Consider the following 17,087-nt stretch of genomic DNA (forward strand, 5'->3'; position numbering starts at 1 on the left):
CTTGACTGACAGTTAAAAACGAATGTTCTTCAGGAATTCCGCCAGGCGCGGCGACTGCGGGCGTTCGAAGATGTCCTTCGCCGAGCCCTGTTCTTCAATGCGCCCCTGATTCATGAAGACGATTTTGTCCGAGACTTCGTAGGCAAAGCGCATCTCATGGGTCACCAGCAACATGGTCATGCCCTCTTCCGCCAGGCCCTTGATCACACTGAGTACTTCGCCCACCAGTTCCGGGTCGAGGGCCGAGGTGACTTCGTCGAACAGCATCAGGCTGGGGTTCATCGCAATCGCACGGGCGATGGCCACGCGCTGTTGCTGGCCGCCGGACAACTGGCCGGGGAAGTGATTGCGGCGTTCCAGGAGCCCTACACGGTCCAACCATTTTTCCGCCAAGGCCACGGCTTCGTCCTTAGGCATTTTCTTAACTTTCAACAAGCCCAGGGTGACGTTCTGCAGCGCCGTCAGGTGCGGGAACAGGTTGAACTGCTGGAAGGCCATGCCGGTCATGGCGCGGTGCTGGGCGATCACCCGCTCCGGGTGGCGCACGCGCTTGCCGGCGATGTCGCTGTAGCCGATGGACTCGCCATCCAGGCTGATCTGCCCGCCCTGGAACTCTTCGAGCAGGTTGACGCAGCGCAGCAGCGTGGTCTTGCCCGAGCCGCTGGAGCCGATCAACGTCACCACGTTGCCGCGCTGCATGGACAGGTCGACGCCCTTGAGCACTTCCACCGTGCCGTATTGTTTGCGCAGGCCGCGAATGTCCAGCAGCGGTTGGGTCGTTTGAGGTTGGTTCATGGCAAGGCCACCCGCTTTTCAATGTAGCGCCCGAATAACTCGATGGCGTAGTTGATGACAAAAAACAGAACACCCGCGAACAGGTAGAACTCCAGGGTCATGAAGGTGCGCGCGATCACCTGCTGGGTGCTGAGCAGCAACTCGGCGACACCGATCACCGACAGCAGGGTCGAGGCCTTGACGATTTCCGTGGAGGAATTGACCCAGGTCGGCAAAATCTGCCGCAGCGCCTGGGGCAACAGCACGTAGCCCAGGGACTGGTGGAACGTCAGGCCAATCGCCTTGCCCGCTTCCATTTGCCCGCGGGGAATGGCCTGCAGCGCACCGCGCACGATCTCGGCGACATGGGAGCCGCAGAACAGCGTCAGCCCGACCGCACCGGCCTGGAACGCGCTGATCTGCCAACCGAGCGCCGGCAGCATGTAGAAACACGCCAGCACCAGCACAAACACCGGCGTGCCACGGATCAGGTCGACATACAGACGAAACGGCAGGCGCATCCAGAATCTGCCGTAGGTCAGGATCAACCCGGCGACGATGCCGATCAGGGTGCCGAAGATAATCGCCAGCGCCGAGACATAGACGCTGGCCTGGAACCCGGCCCAGAGGGTGTCCCGGGTGATCCACAACTCATGCAGCCAGCTGGGGGATTGGTACATGCGAGCCTCTTCTAACGACGGATTGCCAGACGCTGCTCCAGGTAACGCAGCAGCATGGCGATCAGGTAACAGGCGGCCACGTAGAGCGCGGTCGTGACCAGCCAGGTTTCAATCACCCGGTAGCTTTCGACGTTGATCTTGCGGGCGTAATAGGTCAGCTCCGGCACCGCGATCGCGGCGGCCAGCGAGGTGTCCTTGAACAGCGAAATGAAGTTGTTCGACAGCGCTGGCAGCACGTTGCGCAGCATCACCGGCACGGTGATATAGGCGCGGATCCGCCACTCGCCCAGGCCGATGGCCAACCCGGCTTCGCGCAAGCCCTTGGGAATATTCAGCAGCCCGGCGCGGAACACTTCGGTCAGGTAGGCACCGGCGTACAGCGACAGGGTGATGATGAACGACGGGATCTTGTCCAGGCGGATACCCAGGCTGGGCAAGGCGAAGTAGATCAACAGGATCAGCACCAGGATCGGCGTATTGCGCACCACCGTCACATACACCGAGGCCAACAGGCGCAGCGCGCGGTGCTTGGACAGCATGGCAAACGCCATCAGCAGGCCGATCACGCAACCGATGGCGATCGACAGCAGCGCCAGTTCGAGGCCCAGCCACAGCCCCGCCAGCAAGGTGTCGAAGTCGCGCCACACGGCGGCAAAGTTCAACTGATAGTTCATGGTCGACAGTACCTGATGGGGGCGCCGTTCGCGGCGCCCCGGTTTTCACGAATCACTTGAACTCGACGGGGAAACCAATCGCCGGCTCCGGCAGGTCGACGCCGAACCATTGCTTGAACGAGGCCTTGTAGGTGGGGAATTCCACACCGGTCATGGCTTCGTGCAGTGCGGTGTTGACGAAGTTCAGCCAGTCCTGGTCGCCACGCTTGACCGCGCACGCGTAGGTTTGCGGGCTCCAGGCATACGCCGGGCTGCGGTAGCGCCCAGGGTTCTGCACCATCAGGTACTTGACCGAAGACTGATCGGTGGCGGCGGCATCGGCGCGGCCGGAGTTCACCGCCTGGTACATCAGGTCGACGCTGTCGTACTGGTCGACCTTGGCCTTGGGCAGCGCCTGGTGGACCAGTTCTTCGGCGTAGACGTTTTGCAGCACGGCCACGGTGACGCCGTCGCCAGCAGCCTGCAGGTCCTCGATTTCCTTGTATTTGCTGTTGTTCGGCAGCAGCAGGCCGACGCCTTCGCGGTAGTACGGCAAGGTAAACGCCACCTGCTGCGCACGGCTGGCGGTGACGGTAATGAACTGGCAACTCATGTCGACTTTGTCGGTCAGCAGGTTGGGAATCCGCGCGTCGGAGGACTGCACCACAAACTCGACCTTGCTCGGGTCATTGAACAAGCCCTTGGCCACGATGCGACCGATGTCGATATCAAACCCCTGCAACTTGCCATCCGCTCCCTGGAAGTGCCACGGCGCATTGGTACTGCCTGTACCCACGATCAGATGCCCACGCTTGAGCACATCATCGAGCTTGCTACCCGCCGCCTGCACAGTGCTTGCGAGGGAAGCCGATGCGGCGAAGAGAAAAACACACGCTTTGAACACGGAAGGTCGGTGATGCATGACAAGCACTCCAGGAATTGTGTATTCCGCTATACCGGAACTTAGTATGTAACAACGGAATAGACAGCAGAAAGTGTGCCATACGCACGAGTGGGAAAATAGGTTGGGAATAAACTCGTTTTAAATCAGCGATATAAACATTCATGCGGCACAAGGCGTATCGCCAGCAGGTGCAATCCCTCTGCTACCCAAGGCCCCACACTGTGGTGACAGGCTCACCTGGGTGCACCAGCCTGGCGTTACCGCGCACCGTGGCAGTGCGCGCACTTGAACGGGTTCTGACGGGCGTGCGAGCGACCTGTGAAGTTTGACAGTAGACGCAGGCGTTCTTCCCTCCTAGCGTAAGCGCAGGTGCAACAGGGAGAAGCCCTCGTGAACTATGTCAACGCGGTGGTTGAGGACAAGGCTGCGTTTGAACGGGAACTGAATACCCCGCAGCCTGTGTTTATCGTGTTCATGTCACATGACTGCACCGCGTGCAGTGACGCGATGCCGCGCTTCATGCGAATCAGCGAGCGTTACAAGGACCAGGCCAAAGTCTTGATCCTTGACTGCGTCAACACGCCCAAGCATCCGCGTGTCGACCGCATTCCGATGCTGCTGATCTACCGCGACCAGGTACTGCTCGACGCCCTCCCCGGCCTTGCCGAAGACGCGCTGGAAAGCGCCTTCAAGCGGTACACCCAAGCCTATCCGGCCACGCCTGTGGCACCGCCCCCCGGAAAACCTGCATGAACCGTGGCGTCCGGCAACTCGCCGGCAATGGACTCAAGAATATCGGTCATGCTCAACACGCCGATGAACTCACCGCACTCATTGATCACGAAGGCGATGTGGGTCGAGGCCTGGCGCATCTGTTCCAGGGCGTTGAGGATCGAGCAACTCGCCAGCAAGTTGATCGCCCGGCGCGCCAGTTGCTCAAGGTCCGGTTCGTTGCCGGCCAGGTAATCCTTGAGCAATTCCTTCTTATGCACAAAACCTAATGGCTCATCGACAGCACCGTTGCGGATCAACGGCAGGCGCGAGTAGGACGAACGCATCAGTTTCAGGCGGATAGTATCGCGATCGTCCGCCAAATCGATAAAGTCGACCTTGGCCCGTGGCGTCATCAAGCTGCGGATCGGCCGCGCGGCCAGTTGCAGCACGCCGCTGATCATTACGCGCTCACGTCGGTCGAACAGCGGGCCCTGAGTCACATCCGGCTCACCCAGCAGGTCAGCCACCTCTTCGCCCAGCTCTTCCTGCGCCAGACTGCGACCGCCGAGCAAGCGCATCACCGCATGGGCGGTGCGCTCACGCACGGGCAACACGCCTTGCGCCGACTTCTTGCGCCGGGCCCGGGCAATCTGGTTGAACACCTCGATCAGGATCGAGAAACCAATCGCCGCATACAGGTAGCCCTTCGGAATGTGGAAGCCCAGGCCTTCGGCGGTCAGGGCGAAACCGATCATCATCAAGAAGCCCAGGCACAGCATGATCACCGTCGGGTGCGCGTTGACGAAGCGGGTCAGCGGCTTGCTCGCGACGATCATCAGGCCGATGGAAATAATCACCGCGATCATCATCACCGCCAACTCATCGACCATGCCCACGGCGGTAATCACCGCGTCGAGGGAGAACACCGCGTCGAGCACCACGATCTGCGCGACGATCGGCCAGAACATCGCATAAGCCACATTGCCCGAGCGTTGCGCCACATGGCCTTCAAGGCGTTCATGCAATTCCATGGTGGCCTTGAACAACAGGAACACACCGCCGAACAGCATGATCAGGTCACGCCCGGAGAAGCTCTTGTCGAACACCTCGAACAACGGCTGGGTGAGGGTCACCAACCAGGAAATACTCGCCAGCAAGCCCAGGCGCATCAGCAAGGCCAGGGACAAGCCGATCAACCGCGCACGGTCGCGCTGCTCCGGCGGCAACTTGTCCGCCAGGATCGCGATAAACACCAGGTTGTCGATGCCCAGCACCAGTTCCAACACAATCAACGTCAACAGGCCAAGCCAGGCCGTAGGGTCCGCTAACCATTCCATTTATAGAGTCTCTTTATCGGTGTTCAGAATGCCGGGCACGGCAAAGCGCGGTCAGGGGACCGGGAAAGGGTTAACCATTGGAATACGAGGTGCTTCAGCGGGAACAGCGACAGCGGTTGTCTTGGAGAAAGACGACTGGGGGGCTCCGAAAGGGCGTTCATGCAAGTCCTGAAATAACAAAAGGACCTCAATCCTACATTCGAAATACAAATTCCCTACAACACAAAACCATTACAAAACCTGTCCCCCCCCCTAACACCCCATGTGGGAGGGGGCTTGCCCCCGATGACGGTGTATCAGCCAGCATATGAGTAACTGAAAAACCACTATCGGAAGCAAGTCAAATCGTCGCACCGCCCTCCCACACCTTGACCTGTGGCGTGTCAGGCTTTACGGGTCGCTTCATCCAGCGCCAATATGGTATGAGCATTCGTGACCGTGGTCGCAAGGGTGTTGATCACCCCCGACCGCAACGCCCCCAACGTGGCCGCCGCCTTGGTGTTCTCGCTGGCAATCGCCACCACATCCGGAATCCGGAACAACTCCTGCACCGTCAGCCCGATCACCCGCCCCTGGATGGCGTTGACCGCCGGCTGCCCGTGGATATCGATAAAGTCATACCCCATCATGTCGCCCACCGTGCCGGACAACCGCGCCTGGGCAATCTCCTGGGGCGAGAACCAGCCCATGCGTACCATGTTGCTGTTCTCGCTCATGTCGCCGATGCCGATCAGCGCAATGTCGGCACGCCGCGCCCGATCGAGGGTCGAGCGCACCGTGTCGTTATTGATCAGCACGCCGCGCAGTTCCGGGTTGGCCACCAGGGCCGGCGCGTACAGGCTTTCACTCTCGCCGCCAAAGCGCAGGGCCAGGCGCCGGCAGATATGGTCGGGGTTCATGTATTCGCCAGCCTTGAGCGAACCGCCGATGGCGCAGACAAATGTGCAATTGCGCGTCACCGGCAGGAACACGTTATCGGCCACCGCGCCAACGTTACGGCCCATGCCCACGGCGACGATCATGCCGTCGCTCAAAGTCTTGTTCAGGTAATTGGCCACCAGGCTGGCGACGGCCGAGCGCTGGGTGTCGGGGTCGCTGTGGTCGACGGCGATCAGGGCACGGTCGAGCTTGAAGCGCTCCACCAAGGCGCGTTCCAGCTCATTGTTCATCGCCGGGTGCTGCAACACACGCACTTCGACAATGCCTTCATCGCGCGCACGTTTGAGCAGGCGGCTGACTTTTGCCCGCGACAGGTCAAAGCGCTTGGCAATGGCTTCCTGAGTGACGTTTTCGAGGTAATAGAGCATCGCCACTTCGGTCATCTGATCGATATCGCTGGCAATGCGCTGGCTACTGTCACTCATGGGGACGGGCTTCCGTTTCGGCGTCAAAGGCACATTCTCCCGACTCTTGCCCCGCCACGTCCACTACTGATGCCCATCGCGCTCGATCGCATTGATGCGCGCGACCTTGGCCCCGGAACGCGCCGCCTCGAACTCCGAGGCCAGGAACGCAGTGACGATGCTCTTGGCCAGCTCGGCGCCGATCACCCGTGCGCCGATGGACAGGATCTGCGCATCGTTGCTCTTGCGCGCGCGCTCCGCCGAGTAGGTGTCATGGGCCTGCGCCGCGCGAATCCCCAACACCTTGTTCGCCGAGATGGCCATGCCGATCCCGGTGCCGCACACCAGCACGCCCAGGCGCTGCTGCCCGGCATTGATGGCATTGGCCACGGCCAGCGCGATGTCCGGGTAGAGCACCGGCGCGGTGGAATGGGTGCCGAAGTCGGTCACCGGGTAGCCCAGCGTCTCGATATGGCGCTTTAACAGCTCTTTGAGCTCAAAACCCGCTTCATCGCATCCGATAGCCACCGGGAAAGGTGTGTTCATGGCGTCTGGCTCCGCTGCCGAGGTCGTACTTATGACTGATCAGATGATCACTCAGTGAAATATCATTCAGTCATTTCGCGGGCATCACCCCCTCTCTGTCAAGCATGATTTAACTGACCCGGCAGTCAAAGCGGTCTAGAAAGGCGTTATTGGCGAAAAACATCAGAATCCCAGCTTTTACATGAAAGAGATTGACTGATCAGAATTTCATTTGATACACATATGCTCACAGCGAAACAGACTGTGCGACCTAATAAGAATTCACAGCACGAGGACACGCCGATGGCCACGCCATTACTGCTCCAGGCTGAACACGTCGCCAAGGCTTACGCCGGTATCCCTGCCCTGCGTGACGGGCGCCTCTCTCTGCGTGCCGGCAGCGTCCACGCCCTGTGCGGCGGCAATGGCGCGGGCAAGTCGACGTTCCTGAGCATCCTGATGGGCATCACCCCGCGCGACGCCGGCACCATCCTGCTCAACGGCACAGCGGTGCAGTTCAACCGCCCGAGTGAAGCCCTGGCATCGGGGATCGCAATGATCACCCAAGAGCTGGAACCCATCCCCTACATGACCGTCGCCGAAAATATCTGGCTGGGCCGAGAACCACGCCGCGCCGGCTGCATCGTCGACAACAAGGCCCTGAACCGGCGCACCCGCGAGCTGCTCGAAAGCCTGGAGTTCGACGTCGACGCCAGCAGCCCGATGCACCGCCTCAGCGTGGCGCAGATCCAACTGGTGGAAATCGCCAAGGCGTTCAGCCATGACTGCCAAGTGATGATCATGGACGAGCCCACCTCGGCCATCGGCGAGCACGAAGCGCAGACCCTGTTCAAGGCGATCCGCCGCCTCACCGCCCGTGGCGCCGGCATCGTGTATGTATCGCACCGCTTGAGCGAACTGGCGCAGATCGCCGATGACTACAGCATCTTCCGCGACGGCGCCTTCGTGGAAAGCGGGCGCATGGCAGATATCGACCGCGACCATTTGGTGCGCGGCATCGTCGGCCAGGAACTGACGCGCATCGACCACAAGGTCGGCCGCGAATGCGCCGCCGCCACCTGCCTGCAGGTCGACAATCTGAGCCGTAAAGGCGAGTTCCACGACATCAGCCTGCAACTGCGCCAGGGCGAGATCCTTGGCATCTATGGCCTGATGGGTTCGGGGCGCAGCGAGTTCCTCAATTGCATCTACGGGCTGACGGTGGCCGATTCCGGCTACGTCACCCTGCAAGGCAAGCCCATGCCGATCGGGCAGCCCAAGGCAACCATCGACGCCGGCATGTCGCTGGTCACCGAAGACCGCAAAGACAGCGGCCTGGTGCTGACCGGCAGCATTCTGTCGAACATCGCCCTGTCGGCCTACAAACGCCTGTCGAGTTGGTCGCTGATCAACGCGCGCAAGGAAACCCGCTTGGCCCAGGACATGGTCAAGCGCCTGCAGATCAAGACCGCCTCCCTGGAACTGCCGGTGGCCTCCATGAGCGGCGGCAATCAGCAGAAAGTCGTGCTCGCCAAATGCCTGTCGACCGAACCGGTGTGTCTGCTGTGCGACGAGCCCACTCGCGGCATCGACGAAGGCGCCAAGCAGGAGATCTACCACCTGCTCGACCAGTTCGTGCGTGCCGGCGGCGCCGCCATCGTGGTGTCGTCGGAAGCCCCGGAACTGCTGCACTTGAGCGATCGCATCGCCGTATTCAAAGGCGGCCGGCTGGTGACCATCAGCACCGACACCGCCCTTTCCCAGGAAGCCTTGTTGAGTCTTGCCTCATGAATGCCAAAACCCTGTCCACCCCAGCCACCTCCATCACCGCCGCGCCGCGCAACCGCCTGCGCCTGTCCCTCGACCGCTTCGGCCTGCCGCTGGTGTTTATCCTGCTGTGCGTGTTGATGGCGTTTTCCAGCGAATACTTCATGACCTGGCGCAACTGGATGGACATCCTGCGCCAGACCTCCATCAACGGCATCCTCGCCGTGGGCATGACCTACGTGATCCTGACCAAGGGCATCGACCTGTCCGTGGGTTCGATCCTGGCGTTTGCCGGGCTGTGCAGCGCGATGGTCGCGACCCAGGGCTACGGCCTGCTGGCGGCGGTGAGCGCCGGGATGTTCGCCGGGGCGATGCTCGGCGTGGTGAACGGCTTCATGGTCGCCAACCTGTCGATCCCGCCGTTCGTGGCCACCCTCGGCATGCTCAGCATTGCGCGCGGCATGACCTTCATCCTCAACGACGGCAGCCCGATCACCGACCTGCCGGATGCCTACCTGGCGCTGGGCATTGGCAAGATCGGCCCGATCGGCATCCCCATCATCATCTTTGCCGTGGTCGCGCTGATCTTCTGGATGGTGCTGCGCTACACCACTTACGGCCGCTATGTGTACGCGGTGGGCGGCAATGAAAAGAGCGCGCGCACCTCCGGCATCGGCGTGCGCAAGGTGATGTTTTCGGTGTACGTGGTCTCGGGCCTGCTCGCCGGGCTGGCCGGCGTGGTGTTGTCGGCGCGCACCACTTCCGCCCTGCCCCAGGCTGGGGTGTCCTATGAGCTGGACGCGATTGCCGCCGTGGTGATCGGCGGCACCAGCTTGTCGGGCGGCACCGGCAGCATTGTCGGCACGCTGTTCGGCGCGCTGTTGATCGGCGTGATCAACAACGGGCTGAACCTGCTCGGTGTGTCGTCCTATTACCAGCAGGTCGCCAAGGGCCTGATCATCGTGTTCGCAGTACTGATCGACGTGTGGCGCAAGAAAAAACGCTAGAGAACGACCCAACTACAACAATAACGGAGTTCCCCTCATGAAACTTGGTACCACCTTGGCCGCCGTGGCGGCCCTCTCCCTGCTCGCCAGCAGTATCGCCGTGGCCGCCGACGGCAAGACCTACAAGGTCGGCGCAGCCGTCTACGGCCTCAAGGGCCAGTTCATGCAGAACTGGGTCCGCGAGCTCAAGGAACACCCGGCGGTCAAGGACGGCACCGTGCAATTGACCGTGTTCGACGGCAATTACGACGCCCTGACGCAGAACAACCAGATCGAAAACATGGTGACCCAACACTACGACGCGATCCTGTTCGTGCCCATCGACACCAAGGCCGGCGTCGGCAGCGTGAAGCAGGCCATGAGCAACGACGTGGTGGTGATCGCCTCCAACACCAAAGTGGCCGACGCCGCCGTGCCGTATGTGGGCAACGACGACGTCGAAGGCGGCCGCCTGCAGGCCCAGGCCATGGTCGACAAGCTCAACGGCAAGGGTAATGTGGTGATCATCCAGGGCCCGATTGGCCAGTCGGCGCAGATCGACCGGGAAAAAGGCGAGCTGGAAGTGCTGGGCAAACACCCCGGCATCAAGATCATCGAGAAAAAAACCGCCAACTGGGACCGCGCCCAAGCCCTGGCGCTGACTGAAGACTGGCTCAACGCCCACCCCAAAGGCATCAACGGCGTGATCGCGCAGAACGACGACATGGCCCTGGGCGCCGTGCAGGCCCTGAAGTCCCACGGCCTGACCTCCAAGGACGTGCCCGTCACCTCGATCGACGGCATGCCGGATGCGATCCAGGCGGCGAAGAAAGACGAAGTCACCACCTTCCTCCAGGACGCCCAGGCCCAGTCCCAAGGCGCATTGGACGTGGCATTGCGCGCCCTCGCCGGCAAGGACTACAAACCGCAATCGGTGATCTGGGAACGTTATGCCAAGGACGTGAAATGGGCCGACGGCACCGCCAAGACCTACATCCTGCCGTGGGTGCCGGTGACCAACGCCAATGCCGACGCGCTGTACCAACAAGTCAGCGGCGGCAAGTAACTACTGGCTTAAAACACACTCAAGTGTGGGAGCAAATGTGGGAGGGGGCTTGCCCCCGATAGCGGTGCACCAGTGATAGATCAGGTGACTGACACACCGCCATCGGGGGCAAGCCCCCTCCCACATTGAATCTCCAGTGCTATTTAAAGAGGAGTCATTCATGTCTGGATTCTGGAACCAAGCCTTCGACCTCACCGGCCGTTGCGCGGTGATCACCGGTGGTGCCGCCGGCATCGGCCTGGCCTGCGCCAGCCTGCTGGTCGAACGCGGCGCGCGGGTGGCGCTGCTGGACCGCGACCCGGCGGTGGTGGCCGTGGCCGCCGGCCTCGGCGCCGAGCATCTGGGCATTGCCGTCGACCTCAGCCAGATCGACCAGGTGCAACACAGCGTCGACCGGGTTTTCGCCCACTTCCAACGCCTCGATTACCTGATCAACAGCGCCGGCGTGGCCTTGCTGGACAAGGCCATCGACGTCAGCGAAAGCGCCTGGGACACCACCCTCGACATCAACCTCAAGGCCAGCTTCTTCGTCGCCCAGGCCTGCGCCCGGCACATGCTCGCCCAGGGCGGCGGGCGCATCGTCAACCTGGCCTCCCAGGCCGCGGTGATCGGCCTGGACCGGCATGTCGCGTATTGCGCGAGCAAAGCGGCCATCGTCGGCATGACCAAGGTATTGGCCATGGAATGGGCGCCACAGATCAACATCAACGCCATCTCCCCCACCATCGTCGAGACCGCGCTGGGCAAGCAGGCCTGGGCCGGCGAAGTCGGCGAACGGGCCAAATTGCAGATCCCGGCGGGCCGCTTTGCCCAGCCGGAAGAAATCGCCGGGCTGGCGCTGTACCTGCTCAGCGACGCGGCACAAATGATCACCGGCGCCAACATGGTGATCGACGGCGGCTACAGCATTCAATAATTCATCTATTTGTCGTGAGGTTTTGTCATGTCCACCGTTACCGAACGCACGCCCGAGCAACTCACCCCGATCATCCCGAAAACCATGCAGGCCGTGGTCTGCCATGGCCCGGAAGACTACCGCCTGGAAACCGTCGACGTGCCCACCCCCGGCCCCGATGAAATCCTCACCAAGGTCGAGCTGTGCGGCATTTGCATGGGCGACATCAAGACCTATCGCGGCGCCCCGTCGTTCTGGGGCGACGCCGAGCAACCGCGCTACGTCAAGCCGCCGATGATCCCCGGCCACGAATTCGTCTGCCGCGTGGTAGCCCTCGGCCCCGGCGCGGAAAAGCGCGGGGTGAAGGTCGGCGACCGGGTGATCTCGGAACAGATCGTGCCGTGCTGGGGTTGCCGTTTCTGCAACCACGGCCAGTACTGGATGTGCCAGAAACACGACCTGTATGGCTTCCAGAACAATGTGCAGGGCGCCATGGCGCAGTACATGATCTTCACCAAGGAAGGCATCATCCATAAGGTGCCGGACTCGATTGCGCCGGACGAGGCGATCCTGATCGAACCGCTGGCCTGCTCGCTGCACGCGGCGGAGCGCGCCAATGTGGATTTCGACGACGTGGTGGTGGTCGCCGGCGCCGGTACGCTGGGCCTGGGGATCATCGGCGCGGTACGCATGCGCAATCCGAAAAAGCTGATCGTGCTCGACATGAAACCCGAACGCGCCGCCCTCGCCCTGCGCATGGGCGCCGACGAAGTGTGGAACCCGGCCGAGGTGGACGTGCTGGCGAAGATCCGCGCAATCACCGACGGCTACGGCTGCGACATCTATATCGAAGCCACCGGTCATCACAAGGCCGTCAACCAGGGCCTGGCGATGCTGCGCAAACTCGGGCGTTTCGTTGAGTTCAGCGTGTTCAACGACGAGGCTACGGTGGATTGGTCGATCATCGGCGACCGCAAGGAACTGGACATCCTCGGCTCGCACCTGGGGCCGTACATGTACCCGCGCGCCATCGACTTTATCGGCAACCGCAAGATCGACATGCGTGACGTGGTGACCCACAAGTTCGCCCTGGCGGACTTCAAGGAAGCGTTTGCGGTGATGGAGCGAGGCGACAAATCACTCAAGGTCGTCCTCGAACCCTAAGCACACCACACTGAACAGCTGTGACCCCTTAAAACAAGAACACAGGAACCCGCGTTATGAATCGAGTCATCAACGATCCGGACCACGTGGTCGAGGACATGCTGCGCGGCATCCTGGTCGCGCATCCGCAATTGCGCCAGTACGAAACCAATCCACGGGTCATCGTCAAAGCCAAACCGTCGGGCCAAGGCCGCGTCGGCATCGTCACCGGCGGCGGCTCGGGCCATGAGCCGGCTTTCCTCGGCTACGTCGGCCCCGGCCTGGTCGACGCCGTGGCCGTCGGCGAGATCTTTTCCTCGCCCACCGCCAAGAGCTTCTTCGATGCGTTCCGCGCCGCCGACCACGGCGCTGGCGTGGCCTGCCTGTACGGCAACTATGCCGGCGACAACATGAACGTGAAGCTGGCAATGAAAATGGCCGCCAGCAAAGACATGCGTATCCGCACCGTGGTCGCCAACGACGACGTGGCGTCCGCGCCCAAGGCCGAGATCGCCAAGCGGCGCGGCGTGGCCGGGGAAATCTTCATGTGGAAGATCGGCGGTGCCGCCGCTGCCCAGCACTACGACCTGGACGGTGTGATCCGCGTCGCCCAGAAAGCCGTCGACCACTGCCGCTCGATCGGCATCGGCCTCACCCCCTGCACCATTGCCGCCGTGGGCAAGCCGAACTTCGAGATTGCGGACGGCCAGATGGAACTGGGCATCGGCCATCACGGCGAACCGGGCATCGAAGTCATCCCGATCGAACCCGCCGCCGCCATGGCCGAGCGCATGCTCGCGCCGATCCTCGCCGACCGCGACTTCAGCCAGGACGACAGCGTGGTGGTGCTGGTCTCCGGCCTCGGCGCCACGCCGGTGATGGAGCTGTATATTTTCTACGCCGAGGTGGAACGCCAACTCACCGCCAAGGGTTTGAAGATCCACCGTTGCTACGTGGGCAACTACTTCACGTCCCTGGAAATGATGGGCGTGACCCTGACCCTGCTCGGCCTCGACACCGAGCTGAAAACCCTGATCGACCAACCCTGCCGTTCCATCGGCATGACCCAGGCGGAGTGAACCATGAGCGAGCATTTTTCCACCCGCGACGGCAGCGCCATCGTCGCCGACCTGGTCAGCGTGATCGTGGCCAACCGTGAGTACCTCAGCGAAATCGACGGCGCGATTGGCGACGGCGACCACGGCATCAACATGGCCAAGGGCTTCGCCCATTGCGGGCGCGCGATCGAAGGCCGCCAACTGAGCCTGGCCGAAGCCCTGGACGAACTGACCCTGAGCCTGATGGAAGGCATCGGCGGCTCCATGGGGCCGTTGTACGGCAGCCTGTTTATCGGCATGGCCGATGAAGTGCGCGGCTGCGAAGACATCGACGCGGCCACCTTCGCCCACCTGCTGCGCGGCGGCCTGACCTCGTTGCAAGACATCACCGAGGCCGGCGTGGGTGACAAGTGCCTGATGGACACCTTGATCCCGGCGGTCGAAGCGTTCGAGCGGGCCCATGCGCAGGGGGCGTCCTTCGGCGATGCGCTCGACGCGATGAAAACCGCCGCCTCACAGGGGCGCGACTCGACCAAGGACCTGGTGGCCAAGATCGGCCGCGCCAGCCGCCTGGGCGAACGCTCACTGGGCGTGCTGGATGCCGGCGCGGTGTCGTGCTGCCTGATCCTCACCCGCCTGGCCGATTCCGTGCAGCCGCGGCTGGTGTAACGCCTCAGGCTGGCGCTTGCTTGACCTGCTGGATATACCGCGCCACCGCCGGCGCTTGCTCGAAGCGCCGGTGAATCAACGACAGCCACGACGCCGCCTCACTGCCCTGGATACTGCGATAGACCACGCCCGGCAGACTCACATGCCCGACCACCGACGCCGGCACCACAGCCACGCCCTGCCCCAACGACACCAATGCCACCACCGCGACCAACCCGCCCGGCTGCGGCCCCAGGCGCGGCGCATAACCGCCTTGGGCGGCGACGTGCAACGTGCCGCTGATCTGCTCCGGCAGGATAAACGTCTCGTTTTGCAGATGCTCGCAACCGATGCCCTTCAACCCCAGTAACCAGGAATCCTGGGGCAGCGCCAGCACGAAACCTTCGCGGTGCAGGCGTACCGCCTCCACGCCGTCGGGCAACGTCATCGGCGAACGGATGTAGCCTATGTCGTAGCGCCCATCCGCCACCGCGCCGGGCAAGGTCGCCATCGCACATTCGCGCACGTTCACGCTGACGTCGGGAAACGCCTGGCTGAACCCGTGCATTTGTCGCTGCAACAACCCGGAATACACCGCCGAAGCCACGTAGCCCAATTCGATGTGGCCGGTCTCGCCACGCCCGGCACGCTGGGCACTGCGCTGGGCAAATTCGAATTGACGCACGGTGGCTTCGGCCTCGACCAACAGCGCGGCGCCGGCTTCGGTCAGGCTGACTTCGCGCTGCTGACGGATAAACAAGCGCGTGCCCAGGCTGGTTTCCATGTCCTGGATCTGCCGGCTCAAGGTCGGCGGGGCGATGCCCAACTGCTCGGCGGCGCGAGTGAAGTTGCGCTGTCGGGCCACGGCCAGGAAGTAGCGAAAATGGCGGATGTCCATACGAGGATTAGCTCAAAGGTAATGAAGTGCTTCGCCGTGGCTAACAAAGGCAGCAGCGTGCGGGGATAAGCTCAAGGTACTTCAACAGTAGAGAGCCCTTGCGATGTCCGTCAACTGTCTTTTCCATATTGCCTGTAGGGTAATTACAGCATGAGCCGGGTCAGTCCACGCCTGACACTGCTGACCGCTTCCGGCGTCTGCTCGCTGATTGTGCTCGACACCAATATCGTCGCCGTCACCCTGCCGAGTATCGCCCGCGACCTGGGGGCCAACTTCGCGGATATCGAGTGGGTGGTCAGCGCCTATATGCTCGCCTTCGCCGCGCTGTTGTTGCCCGCCGGCAGCGTCGCCGACCGCTTCGGCCGCAAGAGGAGCCTGATCTGGGGCCTGGGTATTTTCATCCTCGCCTCCCTCGGCTGCGGCGCCGCGCCCAGCGCGCTGTGGCTGGATATCGCGCGCGCCGTCAAAGGCGTCGGCGCCGCGCTGCTGCTCACCTCGGCGCTCGCCTCCATTGGCCACACCTTCCACGACGAAGTGGAACGGGCCAAGGCCTGGGCGTTCTGGGGCGCGTGCATGGGCGTGGCAATGACCGCCGCACCGACCCTCGGCGGCTTGATCACCGAGTACCTGGGCTGGCGCTGGATTTTCTACCTCAACCTGCCGGTGGGCCTGGGGTTGATGGCGCTGGTGCTGCACGCCATCCCCGAGTCCCGAGATACCCTGGCTGCGCGGCTCGACCCGTGGGGCAGCCTGGCGTTCAGCGCCAGCCTGCTGTGTTTGATCTGGGGGTTGATCGAGGCCAACCGCATCGGCTGGGACAACCCGCTGACCTACGCGCGCCTGCTCGGTGGCGGGTTGCTCCTGGGCGTGTTCGTGCTGGTCGAGCGGCTGCAGCAGCGGCCGATGGTCGACCTGCAACTGTTCCGTCACCCGCGCTTTATCGGCGCCCTGCTGGGCATGTTCGCCTACGCCGGCTGCGCCCAGGTGATGATGACGTTGCTGCCGTTTTACCTGCAGAACGGCCTGGGCTTTTCGGCGATTGCCTCGGGCCTGGGCATGCTGCCGTTCGCGCTGACAATGCTGATTGGCCCACGGATCGGCGCACGCCTGGCGCGACGCTTGGCGCCGGCGACCATGATGGCCAGCGGTTTGACCCTCGTCGGCTGCGGCAACCTGTTGAGCGCCTGGGCGCTGAATGTCGGCGGCTACCTGCCCTTCGCCCTGGCGATTGCAGTCACCGGGGCCGGTGCCGGTTTGCTCAACGGTGATACGCAGAAAAACATCATGGCCTGCGTGCCACGGGAGCGTGCGGGGATGGCCTCGGGCATGAGCACCACCATGCGCTTCAGCGCGATCATGTTGGCGATTGGCGTGTATGGGGCACTGCTGAGCAGCCACAGCGAACAGTTGTTGCGCGCAAGTATCGACCCGCAATGGCAGGCGCAGGTGGCGGGAATCGCTTCGCGGGTGGTGGCGGGTGATATGCCGGCGGCGCTGAACCTGGTGCCCGAGGCGGCGCGGGTGAGGCTGCAACCGCTGGCGCGGCAGGCATTTGTGGACGGGTTCAGCGGGGTGTTGTGGGTGGCAGGGTTATTGGGATTGCTCGGAGCGCTGGTGGTGGGGAGGCTGATGCGCAAGCCGATACCCACACCGAACTAAATGTGGGAGGGGCAAGCGCCCTCCCACAGGTATTACC

At 62.6% G+C, this 17,087-nt stretch carries 16 protein-coding genes and 1 pseudogene; 9 read left to right on the forward strand and 8 right to left on the reverse strand.

The features are described 5' to 3' along the window. Nucleotides 1–12: 12 nt before the first annotated feature. The 4 genes from ACP7E3_RS04795 to ACP7E3_RS04810 are packed head-to-tail and all read right to left on the reverse strand — an operon-like array spanning nucleotide 13 to nucleotide 3,029. Nucleotides 13–795, reverse strand: a complete 783-nt coding sequence (locus ACP7E3_RS04795) for an amino acid ABC transporter ATP-binding protein (RefSeq protein ID WP_017846650.1) — start codon at nucleotides 793–795, stop codon at nucleotides 13–15. Continuing rightward, nucleotides 792–1,454, reverse strand: a complete 663-nt coding sequence (locus ACP7E3_RS04800; protein WP_426122426.1) for an amino acid ABC transporter permease — start codon at nucleotides 1,452–1,454, stop codon at nucleotides 792–794. Before ACP7E3_RS04800 ends, ACP7E3_RS04795 begins: the two co-directional genes overlap by 4 nt. An 11-nt stretch (nucleotides 1,455–1,465) precedes the next feature. Further along, nucleotides 1,466–2,128: an amino acid ABC transporter permease gene (locus tag ACP7E3_RS04805; RefSeq protein WP_046383111.1), complete on the reverse strand. Its 663-nt coding sequence runs from the start codon at nucleotides 2,126–2,128 to the stop codon at nucleotides 1,466–1,468. Between the two features lie 52 nt (nucleotides 2,129–2,180). Then, nucleotides 2,181–3,029: a transporter substrate-binding domain-containing protein gene (locus ACP7E3_RS04810; protein WP_017846653.1), complete on the reverse strand. Its 849-nt coding sequence runs from the start codon at nucleotides 3,027–3,029 to the stop codon at nucleotides 2,181–2,183. Between the two features lie 372 nt (nucleotides 3,030–3,401). On the opposite strand from ACP7E3_RS04810, the gene ACP7E3_RS04815 reads away from it, so the two are divergent. Then, complete coding sequence (locus ACP7E3_RS04815; protein WP_057005440.1) at nucleotides 3,402–3,764, forward strand: thioredoxin family protein; 363 nt, start codon at nucleotides 3,402–3,404, stop codon at nucleotides 3,762–3,764. A gap of 2 nt (nucleotides 3,765–3,766) precedes the next feature. Here ACP7E3_RS04815 and ACP7E3_RS04820 read toward each other — a convergent pair. From ACP7E3_RS04820 to rpiB, 3 genes and pseudogenes are all read right to left on the reverse strand, one after another. Beyond that, nucleotides 3,767–5,062, reverse strand: a pseudogene (locus ACP7E3_RS04820) (TerC family protein); the annotation flags it as partial. A 383-nt stretch (nucleotides 5,063–5,445) separates the two neighbouring features. Continuing rightward, nucleotides 5,446–6,426: a sugar-binding transcriptional regulator gene (locus tag ACP7E3_RS04825; protein WP_017846656.1), complete on the reverse strand. Its 981-nt coding sequence runs from the start codon at nucleotides 6,424–6,426 to the stop codon at nucleotides 5,446–5,448. A gap of 63 nt (nucleotides 6,427–6,489) precedes the next feature. Beyond that, complete coding sequence (gene rpiB / locus ACP7E3_RS04830) at nucleotides 6,490–6,951, reverse strand: ribose 5-phosphate isomerase B (protein ID WP_017846657.1); 462 nt, start codon at nucleotides 6,949–6,951, stop codon at nucleotides 6,490–6,492. A gap of 282 nt (nucleotides 6,952–7,233) precedes the next feature. On the opposite strand from rpiB, the gene ACP7E3_RS04835 reads away from it, so the two are divergent. From ACP7E3_RS04835 to dhaL, 7 genes are all read left to right on the forward strand, one after another. Next, complete coding sequence (locus ACP7E3_RS04835) at nucleotides 7,234–8,721, forward strand: sugar ABC transporter ATP-binding protein (RefSeq protein WP_426122430.1); 1,488 nt, start codon at nucleotides 7,234–7,236, stop codon at nucleotides 8,719–8,721. Continuing rightward, nucleotides 8,718–9,704, forward strand: a complete 987-nt coding sequence (locus ACP7E3_RS04840) for an ABC transporter permease (protein ID WP_426122432.1) — start codon at nucleotides 8,718–8,720, stop codon at nucleotides 9,702–9,704. The genes ACP7E3_RS04835 and ACP7E3_RS04840 overlap by 4 nt, the downstream gene beginning before the upstream one ends. Nucleotides 9,705–9,741: 37 nt before the next feature. Next, on the forward strand, nucleotides 9,742–10,749 hold the full coding sequence (locus tag ACP7E3_RS04845; RefSeq protein WP_017846660.1) for a substrate-binding domain-containing protein: 1,008 nt from the start codon (nucleotides 9,742–9,744) through the stop codon (nucleotides 10,747–10,749). Between the two features lie 160 nt (nucleotides 10,750–10,909). After that, nucleotides 10,910–11,665: an SDR family oxidoreductase gene (locus tag ACP7E3_RS04850; protein WP_426122434.1), complete on the forward strand. Its 756-nt coding sequence runs from the start codon at nucleotides 10,910–10,912 to the stop codon at nucleotides 11,663–11,665. 27 nt (nucleotides 11,666–11,692) lie between these two features. Further along, nucleotides 11,693–12,808 (forward strand): MDR/zinc-dependent alcohol dehydrogenase-like family protein, encoded by a 1,116-nt coding sequence (locus tag ACP7E3_RS04855; protein ID WP_046383106.1) that lies wholly within the window; start codon nucleotides 11,693–11,695, stop codon nucleotides 12,806–12,808. Nucleotides 12,809–12,864: 56 nt separating this feature from the next. Then, nucleotides 12,865–13,866 carry a dihydroxyacetone kinase subunit DhaK gene (locus ACP7E3_RS04860; protein ID WP_046383105.1) on the forward strand — a complete coding sequence of 334 codons (1,002 nt, stop codon included), beginning with the start codon at nucleotides 12,865–12,867 and terminating at the stop codon, nucleotides 13,864–13,866. Nucleotides 13,867–13,869: 3 nt separating this feature from the next. Beyond that, on the forward strand, nucleotides 13,870–14,514 hold the full coding sequence (gene dhaL / locus ACP7E3_RS04865) for a dihydroxyacetone kinase subunit DhaL (RefSeq protein WP_017846664.1): 645 nt from the start codon (nucleotides 13,870–13,872) through the stop codon (nucleotides 14,512–14,514). 4 nt (nucleotides 14,515–14,518) lie between these two features. On the opposite strand, the gene ACP7E3_RS04870 is transcribed toward dhaL, so the two are convergent. Beyond that, nucleotides 14,519–15,391: a LysR family transcriptional regulator gene (locus ACP7E3_RS04870; protein ID WP_046383104.1), complete on the reverse strand. Its 873-nt coding sequence runs from the start codon at nucleotides 15,389–15,391 to the stop codon at nucleotides 14,519–14,521. A 150-nt stretch (nucleotides 15,392–15,541) separates the two neighbouring features. Here ACP7E3_RS04870 and ACP7E3_RS04875 point away from each other — a divergent pair, with 150 nt between their 5' ends. Continuing rightward, on the forward strand, nucleotides 15,542–17,050 hold the full coding sequence (locus ACP7E3_RS04875) for an MFS transporter (protein WP_017846666.1): 1,509 nt from the start codon (nucleotides 15,542–15,544) through the stop codon (nucleotides 17,048–17,050). Nucleotides 17,051–17,087 lie beyond the last annotated feature (37 nt).

The organism is Pseudomonas sp. PSPC2-3, assembly GCF_049898265.1.
In the GTDB taxonomy this organism is placed as follows: Bacteria; Pseudomonadota; Gammaproteobacteria; order Pseudomonadales; family Pseudomonadaceae; genus Aquipseudomonas; species Aquipseudomonas veronii.